At 68.7% G+C, this 15,966-nt stretch carries 12 protein-coding genes; 5 read left to right on the top strand and 7 right to left on the bottom strand.

From position 1 onward, the window contains the following. Window positions 1-28 precede the first annotated feature (28 nt). From RUR49_RS16300 to RUR49_RS16290, 3 genes are all read right to left on the bottom strand, one after another. Window positions 29-1,933, bottom strand: coding sequence for a hypothetical protein (locus RUR49_RS16300; protein ID WP_409147443.1), 1,905 nt, complete (start codon window positions 1,931-1,933; stop codon window positions 29-31). Between the two features lie 139 nt (window positions 1,934-2,072). Then, a complete protein-coding gene (locus RUR49_RS16295) occupies window positions 2,073-3,263 on the bottom strand; it encodes a cytidylyltransferase domain-containing protein (protein WP_409147442.1) in 1,191 nt (396 codons plus the stop codon). 25 nt (window positions 3,264-3,288) lie between these two features. Next, window positions 3,289-4,170: an N-acetylneuraminate synthase family protein gene (locus RUR49_RS16290; protein WP_409147441.1), complete on the bottom strand. Its 882-nt coding sequence runs from the start codon at window positions 4,168-4,170 to the stop codon at window positions 3,289-3,291. Between the two features lie 528 nt (window positions 4,171-4,698). Here RUR49_RS16290 and RUR49_RS16285 point away from each other — a divergent pair. Then, window positions 4,699-5,781, top strand: coding sequence for a tetratricopeptide repeat protein (locus RUR49_RS16285; RefSeq protein WP_409147440.1), 1,083 nt, complete (start codon window positions 4,699-4,701; stop codon window positions 5,779-5,781). Between the two features lie 7 nt (window positions 5,782-5,788). On the opposite strand, the gene RUR49_RS16280 is transcribed toward RUR49_RS16285, so the two are convergent. From RUR49_RS16280 to RUR49_RS16270, 3 genes are all read right to left on the bottom strand, one after another. Then, on the bottom strand, window positions 5,789-6,955 hold the full coding sequence (locus RUR49_RS16280) for an AGE family epimerase/isomerase (protein WP_409147439.1): 1,167 nt from the start codon (window positions 6,953-6,955) through the stop codon (window positions 5,789-5,791). Window positions 6,956-7,098: 143 nt separating this feature from the next. Next, entirely contained in the window at window positions 7,099-9,681 is a 2,583-nt protein-coding gene (locus tag RUR49_RS16275; RefSeq protein ID WP_409147438.1) for a glycosyltransferase family 29 protein, read from the bottom strand. A 797-nt stretch (window positions 9,682-10,478) separates the two neighbouring features. Continuing rightward, window positions 10,479-11,564 carry a tetratricopeptide repeat protein gene (locus tag RUR49_RS16270; protein WP_409147437.1) on the bottom strand — a complete coding sequence of 362 codons (1,086 nt, stop codon included), beginning with the start codon at window positions 11,562-11,564 and terminating at the stop codon, window positions 10,479-10,481. 179 nt (window positions 11,565-11,743) lie between these two features. On the opposite strand from RUR49_RS16270, the gene RUR49_RS16265 reads away from it, so the two are divergent. Continuing rightward, the gene (locus tag RUR49_RS16265; protein ID WP_409147436.1) at window positions 11,744-12,637 is read left to right on the top strand and encodes a glycosyltransferase family 2 protein; all 894 of its coding nucleotides are present in this window, start codon (window positions 11,744-11,746) and stop codon (window positions 12,635-12,637) included. A 3-nt stretch (window positions 12,638-12,640) separates the two neighbouring features. On the opposite strand, the gene RUR49_RS16260 is transcribed toward RUR49_RS16265, so the two are convergent. Next, on the bottom strand, window positions 12,641-13,333 hold the full coding sequence (locus tag RUR49_RS16260; protein ID WP_409147435.1) for an FkbM family methyltransferase: 693 nt from the start codon (window positions 13,331-13,333) through the stop codon (window positions 12,641-12,643). 386 nt (window positions 13,334-13,719) lie between these two features. On the opposite strand from RUR49_RS16260, the gene RUR49_RS16255 reads away from it, so the two are divergent. From RUR49_RS16255 to RUR49_RS16245, 3 genes are all read left to right on the top strand, one after another. Further along, complete coding sequence (locus tag RUR49_RS16255; RefSeq protein ID WP_409147434.1) at window positions 13,720-14,487, top strand: phytanoyl-CoA dioxygenase family protein; 768 nt, start codon at window positions 13,720-13,722, stop codon at window positions 14,485-14,487. A 77-nt stretch (window positions 14,488-14,564) separates the two neighbouring features. Then, a complete protein-coding gene (locus tag RUR49_RS16250) occupies window positions 14,565-15,200 on the top strand; it encodes a GNAT family N-acetyltransferase (protein ID WP_409147433.1) in 636 nt (211 codons plus the stop codon). A 75-nt stretch (window positions 15,201-15,275) separates the two neighbouring features. Next, window positions 15,276-15,884: a J domain-containing protein gene (locus tag RUR49_RS16245; protein ID WP_409147432.1), complete on the top strand. Its 609-nt coding sequence runs from the start codon at window positions 15,276-15,278 to the stop codon at window positions 15,882-15,884. The last annotated feature ends 82 nt before the right edge of the window (window positions 15,885-15,966 follow it).

Below are 15,966 nucleotides of genomic sequence, written 5' to 3'. Positions count from 1 at the left end.
CGACGCCACCCCTGACGCAGACCCGGCATCAGCCCGACACCAGCGATTCGTACTCGACGCGCGGCAGCAGCTCGAGCCGGCCGCCGCGCGTGGCGTTCCACATCCGCGTGCCGCGCATCTCGGCCTCTCTCGCGACGATCTCGTAGGTCTGGAAGATCGGCCCGCCGGGGGTCCAGATCCGCACCAGGCTGTCGAACGAGGTCGTCGCGCTGGTGTGCTGCTCCGGGCGGTAGAAGTAGGCCTTCGGATCCGACGGCGCCGTCAGGCCGTAGTCGCAATCGCAGCCGAGAAGGTAGATGTCGGTGATGCCGAAATGCACGCACAGCGGCACGCAGAACGTCAGCAGGACGGTATAGCCGTCGTCCATGCAGCGGTTGAGCTCGTAGTTCTGCGTTTTGATCTCGTCGATCACGAACTTCGGGCGATCGAAGATCAGGCTGCGCAGGCGGTTCTCCGGGACGAGACCGAGCTCCCGCATGTAGGAGGCGAAGCGATTGGAGAAGAAGAACGTCTGCTCCGTCTGCTTCTCCGACACGAGACGGGCGAAATCGGCGTTCAGGTCCGGCGTCTTGCCCCATCCGCCGAACATCTCGTGCGACGACACGCAGTAGAACTTCGGGTTGATGCGCCGGAACCGCTTGTGGTTGATGAACCAGTTGGCGACGAAGGTGATCTCGTCGCGCAGCAGCGTGAGGTCCTGCTGGTTGATCGAGGGCCCGTTGCCGAGGATGAAGGCGCGCTTGCCCTTGTAGATGTCCTTCATCGCGAGGATCTTGTCCCACTCGCCGGAGGCGGCGAAGTCGCGCTCGTGGGCGAGGCGCTGCTCGGCGAGCTTCTGCCAGCGCGCGGGCGTCACCGCGCGGCCGCCGAGCGTCTCCGGCGTCATCGTGCGGTCGCGCTCGGACATCTGCAGCCCGGCCGGCGTGGCGGCCTCGGCGGCGGCCGACTTGCGGCGGACGACGCGCGCGCGGGGAGTGGTGTCGTCTTCGGTTGGGGAAGGATCCGCCGCGGCCCCGCCCGGTGCCTGCGCCGACACTGTGGCGGCACCGATCAGCAAGCGCTGGCCGGGCTTGCCCTGCATCTGCCAGGGCGACTTGTTGGCCTGATCCACGAACACCAGCACGAAGCCGATCGGCTCGTCGCGGCCGACGACGAAGTCGAACTCGCAGAGGAGCCAGCCACCCTCGAGCGCCTTGACCCCGGCGACCCGGACTTCGGCATCGAGGCGGCCGCCGGCGCGCCGGATCGTGCCCGCCTGGAAGTCGATCTGGAAGCGCAGCGTGCGCTGCACGTCGTCGGCGTAGCGCAGGCGCACCGAGACCACCGGGACGTCCACCGCACGGGCCGCGAAGCGCAGCCGGAACGCTGTGCCGGTGGGCTGCGCCCCGAGCGCCACTGTCCAGGAGTGCTGGGCGAGTTCCTCGGTCGGCGCGAACTCCCGCGTCCCCTGGAACAGCGGCTCGCCGTCCGCGGCGGGACGGCAGGGCGGCTTCTCCGGGCTTCGGCTTTCCTTGACGTGCGAGCGGCCGAGCTTGCTCACCAGGACGCGGTCGGGACGCGCCTTCTTCGTCTTGTCGACGTCCTTCGTGACCGCAGCAGGCGCGGCAACCGCAGGCGGGGCCTCGGGCGGCACCGGCGGGGCGGGCGGCACCGCGGCCGTCCGCGTGCGGGTCTTCGGCGCCGGCGCGGCTGCGGGTGCGGCGTCCGCAGCCCGGGGCGGCGCTGCAGTGATCTCCGGAGCCGCCCGGGCGGCGTCCTTCGGACCGGCCGAACGGCCCTTGCCGTCGCGCGTCAGCGCCGCCAGTTCGTCCTTCAGCTTCGAGATCTCGGCGAGGAGCCGCTCGACCTGGTGCTCGAGCGCCTGGTTGCGGGCGAACTCCGCAGCCAGTTCCTTGCGGTAGAACTCTTCGCCAGCCGTCGTCTCGGACTTCATCGCCGTCTCCGAAGCCAAATCCCTGTCGTCCGAAGCCGCCCCGCGGCGAGAACCCGCCGCAGTCGACCGACCACCCACGTGCATTCCCCCTCATCCGCCTGGCGGGCGGCTTGTTATGCGCCCGCCGTGCGGCGGGTCCTCATGGGCCCGGCGCACCGGGTCGCGACGCCAGCAGCAGCTCCGCCAGTTCCCGGATCGCGCCGCGCCCGCCACGCTTGCGCGTGACGATGTCGGCGAGCGCGACGACGTCCGGGTGGGCATCGGCCGGCACCACAGCGAGGCCGGCCGCCTCGAGGCAGGCGGCGTCGTTGATGTCGTTGCCGATATAGCAGGCCTGCGCAGACGGTACGCCCTTTTCCGCGAGCCAGCGGGTCATTTCGGGCAACTTGTCCTCGATGCCGTGGCGCACCTCGACCTTGAGCTTGCGCCCGCGCGCCGCGACGACGCTCGAGACCTCCTTGGAGAGGATGAGGAGGTGCAGCCCGCTCTTGCGGAGCATCTCGACGCCCATGCCGTCAGAGCGGCTGCAGGTCACGTACTCGTCGCCGTCGACACCGACCATGACACGGTCGTCGGTGTGGACGCCGTCGAAGTCCATGATGAGAGCCCGGATGCCGGCGGCACGCTCGGCAGCCGGCGGCTTGTCGTCCCCCGCCTCGACGACGCGCGCGACGGCCTCGGCGACCTGCAGATCGAGCGGACTGTCGATCTCGGCACACGGCACGTCGATCGGCACGGCGACGACGGGGCCGCAGAAGCGGGTGCGCCGCTCGAGGAAGGCCGCCGTCCGCATCACGTAGATGCTGCCCGTCTCGCGGAACTGCGGCGGCAGGTCCTGACGCCGCTTCCGGGGCTCCGTCCAGACGTGGTTGATGCCGACCAAGAAGCCGTCCGGACCCGGTGTCCAGAGGAAGCCGTGATCGGCGGTGACGGAAAATGCCGCCGCCGCGCGGGGATCGTCGAGGGCGGCCACGCAGCGGTCGATCTCGGCCGCGGTCGTGAAAGGCGAGGTGCACTGCAGGAAGACGACGAGATCGGGGTGGGCGCCCTCGCCGGCGAGCACCTCGAGCACGTGCAGGAGGGCTGCCTCCGAGCTCGCCGTATCCGTCGCCAGTGCGTCGGGACGCATCACGGCACGGGCGCCGTAGGCTTCGGCGACGGCGGCGATCTCGGCATCGTCCGTCGAGACGACGACATCGTCGACGCGCGCAGCCGCGCGCGCCGCCGCCACGCTGCGCGCGACGAGCGGAACACCTCCGACAGGGCGAAGGTTCTTGCGCGGGATGCCTTTGGAGCCACCCCGCGCGGGAACGATGCAGACGACGCTCACCGGCTCTCCCCGACGGCGCGGGCCGTCAGGCGACGTTGCGTGTGGGCTGCGACCGCTCGCGCTTCAGCTTGGCGCGCTGCACCGCCTCGACGTCGAGGATTTCCTTGTGCTTGAACTGCAGGGCCTTGGCGACGTTGGTGAGGTCGCGCTTCAGCCGGCGCAGCCCATCCGGTTCCAGGCTCGCGGCGTGATCGGTGCCCTTCCAGGTGCGATCGAGAGTGAAGTGGCGCTCCACCCAGGTGGCACCCAGCGTCATGGCGGCGACGTCGGCGGCGATGCCGAGATGGTGGCCGGAGAAGCCGATGGTCTTGACGCGATCGGCATAGAGCTCGCTGAGGCGCTTCACCTCCAGCAGGCACAGATCCTCGAAGGCGACCGGATAGCCGGACGTGCAGGCATAGAGCACCACGTCCTTGGCGCGGCCCTCGGCCTCGAAGAAGGCGACGACGTTCTCGATCTCGGCGAGCGTCGTCATGCCGGTGGAGACGTGGATCTCGCCGGGGTAGTTGCGGCAGAGCCAGCCCTGGAGCTCGAAATTCAGGTTCGTCGCCGAGGGGATCTTGATGAAGTCGGGCTTCAGCTCCGCGATCTGGATCGCCGAGGTGAGGTCCCAGACCGAGGTGGAGTAGACGATGCCCTCGGCCTCGCAATAGCGCTTCAGCTCGGCGTGCTGGTCGACGGAGAGCTCCAGAAATTCCCGGTGCTCGCCATAGGTTCGTCCGTAGGCGTTCGACGGCACCGGATGCGGCGTGTCGTATTCCGCCGGCGACAGCAGTTCACGGTTGTTGCGCTTCTGGAATTTGACAGCGTCCACTCGGCAGATCTTCGCCGCGACGCTGATCATCTCCTTGGCGATGTCCATATCGCCCTTGTGATTACAACCAATTTCGGCAATGAGCTTGGCCATCTGAAAAATCCACAGTTCGCTACGAAGTCATTTCGCGGATGCGAGACGTTGCCACGAAGGCGCCGGGGGGACAAGAGGGCGCGCGATCAGGTGTTTGCGAGCGCAGCCCCGAATTGCTCGCGATTTGGCATGACTCTCCTCGCCGCTATCACTGATTGCAGCGCCGCGGTGCTCTTCGCGACGCAGCATGCCAACCGGAGCAGCCGCCGGGCGGGCGGCCGTCGGGTCGGCCGCGCGCTTCGCCACGCGGGTGCTTGCGCGCGTTGCGCGCACTGACGACAATGCGGCGGAAGGCCCGCGCGCGGGGCGCGCGTTCAGCCTTGTGGCGGCGCATCGACACTCGCTCGGTGCCCGTCGGATGTGGCGCCGATCCGCATCGACGGGAGGTGGGGGCCCCCCGATCGTGCGGACACGGTCAGCCCAGGCGATGACCGCCGTTCGACCGCGGTGCTCGCCCAAGACACGGCCTCGAGGATCCCCCGACCGCGCAGCCTGCTCGCACGCCGACCAGAGGGTTTTCGACTGCCGATGGATGCCGCCGAAAAGTCACAAGAAGCAATCTCCGAGTGCGTCCTTCTGGAGCGCTGCAGCGGAGGGTCAGCGACGCTCCTGGTCGTCTTCGCCGCCGCCAACGCCCGGTCCTTCACCTTCTACAACACGACGCACGGGCTGCCGTGCGACGTGCTGTATGTGCGCGATCCACGGAAGAACGCATGGTTCCAGGACGGCTTCCTGGAGCCGCCGGGGATCGAAGCCTCGGTCGAGTTCCTGCGCAAACTGGCGGCGCCCTATGAGCGCGTCGTCGTCTCCGGTGCGTCGATGGGCGGCTATGCCGCAATCCTGTTCGGAAGCCGCATCGGCGCCTCGCTGATCCTCGCGCTCGGCCCGCAGACGCAGCTCAACCACAGCTACAGCCGCTCGCCGCGCCGCGACGTGACCCTGCGCGAGCCGGACCTCTCCGCCGTGGTCGCCGCCTCGCCGCCCGGACAGATCCACATGATGGTGGGCGTCCTCGACGCTGTCGACTATTTCAACGTCATCCGCCTCGCCGATCTCGGCGGGGCCGAGGTCTACTGCTTCGAGGGCGAAGACCATTTCCTGCCGAAGTCGCTGGCGAAGTCGGAGGCGCTGACGCGGCTGTTCGCCGCCGCGGTGGCGGGCGCCGCTCTCGATCCGGCACCGCACGCCTACGTGACACGGGCCGGCCTCGACCAGGCACGCTGCGAGATGATCCGCGCCGTCGTCCCGCTGATGTTCGAGAAGCGGGACTATCGGTCGGCCCGGGCCCTGGTGCGGCCCTTCCTGGCAGCCGAGCCACCGTGGGCGCTCGCGCACTATCTCTGGGGCGCCTCCGCCTTCAAGGACGACCTCTTCGGCCCGGCGATGCGGGAGCTGAAGACGGCGGCGAACATGTTCCCCAACTCCGTCGACTACAACATGCTCGCGGCGGAGGCGGCCCTGCATACCGGCGACCAGACGAGGGCGCAGGCCTTCGCGCGGCGCGTGCTCGCGGTCCGGTCGAACAACACGCGGGCCCGCGCCATCGTCGAGGGCCAGATGCCGGCCGTCGAGAGCGGCGCCGTCGCCCTGGACGAGGCGCCTCCCGAGTAGGCGGCCGCTACGGCCCGCGGCCGATCACACGGTCGGCTTCCACCACCGCGCCGAACACATGGTAGAGCGTGCTCGCCGGCACGTGCTCGGCAATGGGACGGCCCGCGCCGTCGAACTGGTCGATCCAGCCACCGGCGACGGGCGAGGCCAGATAGCCGTCGCGCAGTCGCTCGAGCGCCGCGCAGGCGGCCGCTGCGGCACCATCGCGGCCGGCCTCCGCCTCGGCGAGCCAGGCCTTGGCGAGTTCTGTCTGCGGCCAGCACCGGCGGGTCGCGCGGTGCGTGGCGCCGTCCCGCCGCGCCTCGTCGGGCAGGAAGCCGGTGGCGGGGTCGGCGAAGCGCAGGCCATCGTCGAGCATCCGGCTCGCCAGCGAGCCACGCGGCAGGCCGAACATCGCCTCGTGGCGCCGGAGCAGCCACGCCCACTCGACCATGTGGCCGGGTTCGACCACGTCGCCCTCCGGCGTCGCGAGACGGCCGAGCGCCGCGTCGAAGTGCTCGAGCAGCAACCCGGTCTCGGCGCACAGGAAGTGGTGCTCCAGCAGCTCGCGCAGCCGCGCGATCCGAGGCGGGGCCGCCTCATGGGACAAGGTCTCGTGGAGCGCGAGCATCGCCTCGAAGGCGTGCATGTGGGGGTTCTGCCGCCGCGGCAGCGTCGGCGGCACGCTCTCGATCAACCCGCCGGCGCCGTCGTCGAAGAGCGCCTCGATCAGGCCCAGCGTCTCCTCAACGAGCCGGTGGACCTGGGCATCGCCGCTCGCCCGGGCGAGCCAGGTGAGCGAAAGCAGCACGAACATGTGATCGTAGGCGTCCCGGCGGGCATCGGCGACGGAGCCGTCGGGCGTCAGCAGGTGGACGTAGCCCGGCCGCCCGTCGGGCGCCCGGCCCGCCGCCAGCATGAACTCGAGGATGTCGAAGGCGACAGCCTGTCCGCCCGGATACCAGCCGAGGGCGTCGGCGTGGGCATAGACGTAGATCTGCCGCGCCTGCACCCGCAGCCGCTTGGCGGCGAGGAGATCCGGCGTTCCGTCGAGATGCAGCCGCTCGTGGACGCCGCCATGGCGCCGGTCCCGGCCGGGCCCCGCCCACAGGGGCAGCGCCTCCTCGATGATGAAGCGTCGAAGGTCGGCGGCGACGGCGGCACCGGGCTCACGGGCGCCGTCAGACGTCGGCATGGGGTCGACGACCCCCCGAGGCACGCCCTGCATGAACCGTCACACCCTTCGCATCCGGCCGCGATGAAGCCGGCCACGCAAGCGGCTTGCCACAGCGGGCATGCCGGAGGGAAGGCCCTCGCGGCCAACCGGCCGCCACTGCGTCAGAGTCGCTTCAGGAAGCGCCCCTCGCACAGCACTCGTTCGACGAAGTCGCGCTCGAAGTCGACCGCGTGCATCTCGCCGACCTGCAGGCGGTCCTCCCCGACGTCGAAATAGTGCATCCCCGAGCCCTTGAAGAACGCGAAGCCGGCGATGTCGTACTCGCGCTGGCAGAAGAACTCGAGGAACTGGATGATCCGGAAGCCCGTCGTCGGCTTGGTATAGGTAGCACCGTCGGTGGCCATCAGGACGTAGGACGGCAGGAAGGTGGCGCGCGCGAAGGGCACGTCGACGCGCAGGCGACCCTTCAGATATTCGTCGACGGGCGGATACTGGTTGAGCGTGTCGTTCTGGGCGAGGATGTGGGCGCTGCCGAGGCTGCCGGGGTCCGGCCGCGCCAGGCGGTGCGCGCGCGTGTACCAGAGCGACGTCTTGCGCCCAACGTCCGCCTCGAAGCCGGTGGTGCGGAAATCGTTGAGGCGGATGACGCAGTCGTGCGCGTCGATCCTCCGCCCGAGCTTCGCGCCCAGCACGGTGGGCGCGTTGCCGACCAGGGCGACGCTCGCCGCGCGCTCGACGAGGGCGAGGATGTCGAGGAAGCGGGCGTTGCAGTCGGCCGCCCGCCGCAGCGGATGCACCCGCAGTCCGTCCGGGGTCCAGACGGTGGCGGGGCGCTGGCGCATCGCCGCCTCGATCTCCGTCCTGAGCGAGCGGAACGACGCGTAGAGCGGCTCCAGCGCGGCCCGGGCGTCGGCCGCGCGGCCGGCCATCGCCGCCCCGAAGGCCCGCAAGGCGTGGATCCAGCCAAAGCGGGGCTCGCCGCTCGGAAAGCGGCGCAGCCACGTCTCGAGCGCGTCCGTCCGCCCGAGATAGGCGAGGCAGCGCGCCACGCCCGGCGCGGCTTCGGCGTTGGCGGGATCGAGTGCCTGCGCCTGCACATAGGCATCGAGGGCCGCGGCCCAGTCGAGACGGCGCTCGCGCACCTGGCCGCGCTTGACGTAGAGGCCGGCCTCGCCGGGAAAGCGGGCGATGCAGCGCTCCACCTCCGCCGCGGCGTCGTCGAAGCGGCCGGACTGGAACAGGGCGAGCGCGTAGTGGTGGTGATCCCGGCGGTCCTGCGTGCGCTCGAGCACGGCGCGCCGCAGCGCCACCGCGTCGGCCGTCCGGCCCTCGATCATCAGCCGGCCGGCGAGCATGCGGGCCGAGTGGATGTCGTCGAGAGCGGTGGCGGGGTCGTCGGTGATCGCCACCGCGCGGCCGCGCTCGCTCTCCGCCCAGCGCTCGGCGTGGGCGAGCCAGGGGTCGTCGGGATTGGCCCGGCGCGCCTCGGCGAGGCAGTCTCCCCAGGCTTCCCAGTCGCCGATCTCCTGAAAGGCGCGCGCGAGGTCGCGCCAGTGGCCGGCACGGCCGGGCTGGGTGTCGGCGAGCCCCCACAGCACGTCCTCCGCTTCGGACAGGCGCAGGGCGGAGGCGAGGCAGCGCCCGACGCCCGCCTTGAAACGCGGCTGCGGCCACTGTTCCTCGGCCTGGCACCAGCGGGCGAGGGCGACGTCGGCGGTGTCGAGGCGCTCCGCCATCTTGCAGGCACGGTGGGCCGCGTCGGCATCGGTGCCGGCGTGGGCGGCCAGCACCGCCTGCGCCTCGCGGGCATGGCCGGCCGCCAGCAGATCGTGATGCAGGGCGACGCAGGTGGCGGCATCGAGGGCGGCGCCGCTGCGCGCGACCGTCCGGGCGAGCGCGAGTGTCGGCAGGCCGAGGCGGCGCGCGGCGGCCGCCGTCACGGCAGCGGCTTCGGAGCCACCCATGGCGGCGGAGCGCACGAGAACACGTTCGATCAGGGGCAGCTCGCCGGCGGCATAGAGCTGCTCCACCAGGCTGCGCAGCACCCTGGGCGTCGATGCCGGGGCATCCGGATCGACGAACATCCGCATGGCGACCTCGAAGGCGCCGGACGAGACGATCGCCGCGACGACGCCCTTGAGGAAGCGCTCGTCGCCGCCCAGCCGGCCATCGACGGCGAACACGTCCTCGACGGTGAGCGTGCCGTCGGCGACCTTCTGGACCGCAAGGGCGGCGATGCGGCCGATCCGGCGGCGCTTCAGGGCGAAGCGGATGGTCCGATCGAGGCTCTCGCCCTCGCCGTGGACGAGGGGGAACAGCGCCAGCCGGTCGCGATCGTCCTCGCTCAGGGCCTTGGCGATCGCCGTGTAGGGGTTGATGGCGAGGAGCAGCCGAACGGCCTCGCGCCGCTGCGGCTCGGGGAGCGACCACAGGTTCGGCGCCCGCAGCACCGGCGACAGCGCCGGCACCGCCGCCTTCCCCTGCTCCTCGCTGCCGCCGACCTGCTTGTCGAGATCGCGCAGGAGCTTCAGCCAGACCTTGCGCACGGCCGCCGTCGTCAGGGCAGCCGCGGCGAGGGAGCGGGAGAGCTCGACGCGATCGGCAAGGTCGAGACCGGGGCTAGCGAGGTAGTCGGCGACGATCGCCGCCAGCCGTTCACCGTCGCCCCGTTCGGCAGCTTCGGTCGCACTGGCGCGCAGCGCCCGCAGTCCCGCGGCCGGCCCCGCCTCGGCGCGCCGTGCCATCTCGCCGCGCGGAGCGCGCGACGTCGCTTCGGCTTCACGGTCCGCCAGGGGAGACGGCGTTACTGGAGAAGGCGCCACGGCCGGCGGCTCGTCCTCCAGCCGCGCGGCGCGCCGGAAGCTGCGGCGGGGGGCCTCCGGTGGCGACGCCGCCTCCTTCCGGTCATCAGACGGGTCTGACGACGGACGCGCTGCCGACGCGACCACGGGCGGCGGCGTGCCCCGGCGCGGCTTTTCCGACGGGCCTGCCCTCGACGCCGGCGGCGCGGGCGCGGGACTCGGCGGGCGCACCGCGTCCTCGTCGTCGTCCTCGTCGAGAAATGCGAATGCGTCTTCCTCGGCCTCTTCTTCAATCGTCAGCGTCGGATCCTCGTCCTCGTCGTCCCTGCGGACCGGTTGGGCGACCTCCGTCCGGGCGACATCGACAATGCGGAAAATCCGCGGGGGCCGAAGCGAAGGCGCTTCGGCGGGTTGCACGGACGCCGTCCGCGGCCGGTCGACGCCGGCCCCTCCCGCGCCCGCCGGCTCGTCACCCCCCGGCGCGCCGACGCTCTCCGCTCCACCCCCGAGGGAGCGACCCGAGGCCGGCGGCCTCGTGCTCCCCCTGCTCCCCCGTGTCGGGCGAATGGCAGTCTCCCCCAAGACCGACGCAGGCTCTCGACCGGAGCCTGTCTCTTGAAGGCGCATCCCCCGATGCACCCTGGCGCGAAGCTAGCACGAAAGCGACGACGGCGGCGAGAAGCCGGCGCCCGGCAGACCCGGCCGGACCCGTCGGCCACCCGGCCTGAGCGACGACGGGGCTATCCGACCGGCGGCAGGCCAACCGAGATCTGCACGTCCGAGGCGTTGATCGCGAGGTTGCCGGCACCGAGCACGATCTGCCGGGCCCTCTCGTTGCTCGATCGCACCGCCAGCACGCGACGGGCGCATTCCACCGCCAGCTCGGGGTCGCCGCAGCGCAGGGCCGCCTCGGCGCACAGCGCATTGTACTCGATGCAGTGATCATATCGCCGGGCGATCGGCGTCAGTTCCCGCAGCGCGGCATCGAAGAGTTCGTCCTTGAAGGCGGCTGCAGCCCACGTATAGCGCAAAACCGGAGCGACCGGCCGCTTCTTCAGCAGTGGCCGCAATACGACCCGTGCACCGTGATAATCCTGCCGCCGGTGAAGCCTTTCGAGGGCGCTCATGAGCGCCTGCATCGCTTCACTCTGGACGTCGTGCCCCTCGTCGTAGCCGCCGGCCGCGAGGGTGAGCTTCTGCAGTCGAGGCTCGGTCGCGAAGTGCAGGATCTCCGCCAGCGCCCCCGATCGAGACAGCTGCTTCGGCAGAAAGTGGTCACCCCGGCGGAAGAGACAGGTGCGCAGATTTCGGCTGTCGGCCATTCTCGCGGAATTGAACAGGTCGACGCCGTCGAGCATTCCGACGAGCACGGTCGCCTCGGTGCTCTCCACTCCCACGAGAATGTCGCTGATGTCCGGCAGGACGAGTTTCACCCTGGACTTGGGAGATCGGGAGAACGCCGGGTCGAGCAGCGTCTGCGGGCCGATCGCCACGATCCTCTGCACCCCGGCCAAGGCACCGACAGCCAGCGCGGCGTACCCGCCCATCGACGATCCGAACGTCGCCACGTAGTCATAGGACGTGAACAGCGCCTTCAGGTCGTCCACCGATTCGAGAAGGTCGCGGCCCGGGAATATGCCGCCTTGAAACCAGTGATTCAGGTTTGGATCCCGGATGAAAAGGACGTCCGACTCCAGGTCTCGGCAACTGTTGTAGAAAGTAAACTTGGCTGCGTTCGCCGCAGCAAAGACCACCAGAAGGCGACCAGCGGGCTTGCGACCTGGCTTCAGCAAGACGTTCTCGCAGTCGCGTTCTTTCAGCAACACGTTTATTGTCCCGACATCCTCAGAAAACTGACGCCAACCGACTGCTTTTACGACTGTAGCGCGCCTTCGCGTACGGCCCGCTAGGCTTGACACGGGAAGCGCCCGCCGCGCAAGTTCCCGGCGGCGATCTACCGACTGCCTGAGGGCAGTCGGTTTCGCGAAAGGGTTGCGAGCTCCGCATGACACGTTCCACGATCATCTCCTCGATGAAGAATGAATGCCCGTACATCCTGGAGTTCGTAGCGCATTATATCGCAATTGGTTTTGACAAAGTTCTGATCGTCACGAACGATAATAGTGACGAGAGCATATTGCTGCTTTCCCACTTGAAGGCTGCGGGCATCATTGACTATATCGGACACACGGTTCCCGACAAAAATGTACCGCAGCGCAATGCCTTCCGGCTTGCGAGAGTATGGCTGGAAGCGAATTCGCCCGGCCATTACGTGTATGTTGCAGACGCTGACGAGTTTTTGATCCTGCACGAGGACTCGTCTGTTTCAGATTACATTGAACGATTCGACCGGGTCCCGGCGATTTCGTTCAACTGGAAATTCTTCGGCTCCGATGGGCACGAGACGAGGCCGCGCGGCCTTGTGATGGAGAACTACCAGCACAGGGCGGAGGACCGGCTGCGCGAACACAGAACCCTGAAGTCCATGTTCCGATTCGATGAGGATCTCGAAGGCTTCTCGGCGCATTTTCCGACGCACAAGAACCTCGAGGCGATCAACTATCAATACGCCGACGGCACGCCCTATCCCGCTCGACTGACGCAGACCAAGCCGCATCAGGACTGGTCGGAAGTGCACTTCCGACCCGCCTGCATCAATCACTACGGTATCAAGAGTTACGAGGAATTCTCTGGAAAGCGCTTGCGGGGAAGAGGGGCGATGTCGGCCTCAAAAGACTTGCCGCGGCACACAGATGAGTACTTCAGAAAATTTGACAACAGAGACGTGCATGACCCTGTCTCCAAGGAGCACATTGAGCGTGTCAGGGGTAAGATGGACGAGATTTTCTCAGCGGCGAAGCTGGAGGAGAACTTCGATCGTGGCTACCTAGGACTATAACTCCTAGAGGGGCAGAGTTTCGACGCTCGCCAGCTTCTCATTGATGTAGACGGGGTTGGCGCGACGCACGACGGGTCGTCCTCCTCCGTGGAACTCGAACGCCTGCGCATAGATGTGGAACAGCAAGAACCCTTTGGATCGCAGGAACTGATCCGCCTCGAAAAATGGAACATGCAGCTTGTTGTAGTCGTTCATGGCGACTTCGATCTGGATAAAATCAATATCCCGAATCTTATCGCCAAATCCGCGTAATACCTTGAGATCATAGCCTTCGGTATCGATCTTCAAGAACGACACGTGGTCGATCTGCTCCCGACTACAGAACGCATCGCCGGTATCGACCTTGACGTCGAGATGCGATTCCGCCGGAGATGTACCGCCGTCGATGCGGTTGCCTGCCGATGTGCCCGCAACTGCCATCTGGGCCTCGCCGGGTTCATCTCCGAGGGCGATGTTGAAGGTGCGAATTCGGGGATGCGAAGCAACCGCCGTGCACAGCGCGGCATACGTCTCCGGCACCGGCTCCACCGAATATATCGTCGCGTCCGGCAAGTGCTCAACAAACGAAAGGCAACTCTGCCCAATGTTTGCGCCCACATCCAGAACCGTATGAAATTTGAAGCCCGGCAGCCGCGCCTCGACGTGCTTGAATATCGTCGGGACCTTCTTGGAAACGTCACTCTTTGGCTTGGCCATACGAAATATCTCCGCGACGGCCGCGAAACAACGTGGACGTCATGAGCAACATGAAGAGAGAGAAGCTGTACCCGGAAGCGGGCAGAGGGTGCAACATCCCGGAGGCGAATGGAAGGGCGGGGGATAGCCCTCCGAGTATCACGCACTCGCTCGCGCAGGCCACGTTTCCCTCGAATTCACGCGACACGGACGATGTTGTCACGGCCGGCGATCCGTGCGACAGCCATCGCGACCGTCGAACCTTGGACCGAATTTCACATTCGCGCTCAGTTGAGCCGCTCGTTGGCGCTTGCCACACCTCACCGACCGGTCAACAGTCTCACGCAGATTTGAAGGCTTGCGGGTCGACTCCTCGGCGGTGGCGCCGTTGAGGAACTGGAGGCACCATGACGCCGATGCCGACCACACTGGCGGGCAACTCACGCGCGGCGAACGCTCTCGCAGACCTGCAGCGCGACGGGTTTGCCGTCGTTCCGAACTGGCTCGACCGGGCGGAGGCCGAGGCCCTGCAGCCGTTGCTGGACACGTGGATCGATGGGCACGGCGACCGCGTGCAGCACAAGGGCGACGACCGCGTCTTCGGCGCGGAACACATCTCGCCCGCCATCGCCGCCTTCAAGCACGACGCTGCCCTGGAGGGGATCGCCGCCGCCTACATGGGCAGCGAGCAGAAGGCGCTGTTCACGCTCGCAAATCGGCTTCGCGCCACTCCGGGCAAGAAGACGCGATCGGGGGGCCGCTGGCACCGGGATCGCAAAGGGCGCCAGTTCAAGAGCCTCGTCTACCTCACTGACTGCGTGCGCCGGAACGGTGCGTTCTGCATCGTCCGGCGGTCCGCGCGGCCTGAGCCGTTCACCGACGCCATCGCCGCGACCAGCTTCGCCTTTCCCGACGTGCGCTGGGACGACGACGAGATCGAGCCCTTCCTGGCGCGGCTCGGCGACGAGGTGGTGCCGATCGAGGGCGCAGCCGGCACGCTGGTCCTGTTCGATTCGTCGCTGATCCACAGCGGGCTGCCGATCCGGGTCGGCCATCGCTACGCGCTCACCAACTATTATTATGCCGCCGACGAGATCGATCTCGCCAGAATGGCGGACAAGTTCGCCCCGGCTGTGCAACCCTTCGAGATGCCCCACTTCAGCCGCGCCGCCTGAAGTCCGCCCCCCGCTCGCGCGGCTAGGAACCCTAACCGCGGCCGTCGCCGCCCATCCCGTCACCGGATTGCCCGACCATGCCCTCCGCCACGCCCGCCCCCTCCCCTGCCTCTCCCCCGCCCCTCGACGTCCGCCCCGTGCTGCCCGTCGTGCTGGAGAACGCCGTCGTGCGCCTCGAGCCGCTCGAGGAGCGTCACCGCGCTCCGCTGCTCGCGCTCGGCGAGGACGAGCGGGTGTGGGGGATCGTGCAACTGCCGGCCGGCGGCCTGCCGGCCTATCTCGACATCGCCTACGCGCTTTCCGCTCCGAACGTGCACGTGCCGTTCGTCGTCGTCCGCCGCAGCGACGAGGCCGTGATCGGCATGTCGCGCATGTTCGACATCCGCCCCGAGCACGGCGCGCTGGAGATCGGCTACACGTGGTACGTGCCGGAGGCCCACGGCACGCTCGTCAACCCGGCGGCGAAGCGGCTCATGCTCGGCTATGCCTTCGACCTCGGCTTCGAGCGGGTGCAGCTCAAGACCGACCTGCGCAACAAGCAGTCGCAGGCGGCGATGACGAAGCTCGGTGCAACACGTGAGGGGGTGCTGCGACACCAGTTGCGCCTGCCGGACGGCCGCTGGCGGGACTCGGTGTTCTTCTCCATCCTCGCGGAAGAGTGGCCGTCGGTGCGCGAGCGCCTCGACGCGCGGCTGGCGGCGGGGGCTCGGTGAGAGCTCACGAAACCGTGAACGCGGCTCCGCGGCGCGCTTGTTCGGCCCCCTCCGTCTCCCCATAATGCCGTCGCGATGAAGCTCGATTCAAAACTCTTCGACCGCATCCGCATCAAGCCGGACCGGGCGCGCCTCGAGCGCGACGGGCTGCCGCCGTGCGAGTGGCCGGGCTGCGGCGAGCGCGCGCCCCACCGGGCGCCCGTGGGCCGCCACCGCGAGGGCGAGTACCACCGCTTCTGCCTCGAGCACGTGAAGCAATATAATCAGTCCTACAACTACTTCGCCGGCATGAGCGACGCCTCGGTCGCGGCCTTCCAGCGCGACGCCCTGACGGGTCACCGGCCGACCTGGAAGGTCGGCGTCGACCAGGCCGGCTCCCGCGAGGCCGCCTCCAAACGGGCGACGGCAACGGCGGCGCGGGACCCGTTCGACCTGTTCGGTGGCGGCCGCGCGCCGCCGCCCGAGCAGGCGGAGGCCGCCCGTCCGGTCAGCGCCATCGTTCGCCGCGCCCTCGACACCTTCGACATCGAGGCGTCGGCGACGGCGGTCGAGATCAAGGCGCGCTACAAGCTCCTGGTGAAGCGCCACCACCCGGACGCGAACGGCGGCGACCGTGCATCCGAGGAGCGGCTGCGACAGGTGATTCAGGCTTACGGCGTGCTCAAGGGCGCGGGATTCTGCTAAGAGGCTGAACCGTCGGGCACCTCCCTGCCCGCCAGCAAACGGAAGACGAGCCCCCGCGCCTCGCGACGGGCGCGACGGAGGA

It is taken from the genome of Pseudoxanthobacter sp. M-2, assembly GCF_046156265.1.
Taxonomy (GTDB): domain Bacteria; phylum Pseudomonadota; class Alphaproteobacteria; order Rhizobiales; family Segnochrobactraceae; genus CAMDHY01.
The sequence above is the reverse complement of the archived record's forward strand: the minus strand, read 5'-3'. Positions and strand labels throughout refer to the sequence as shown.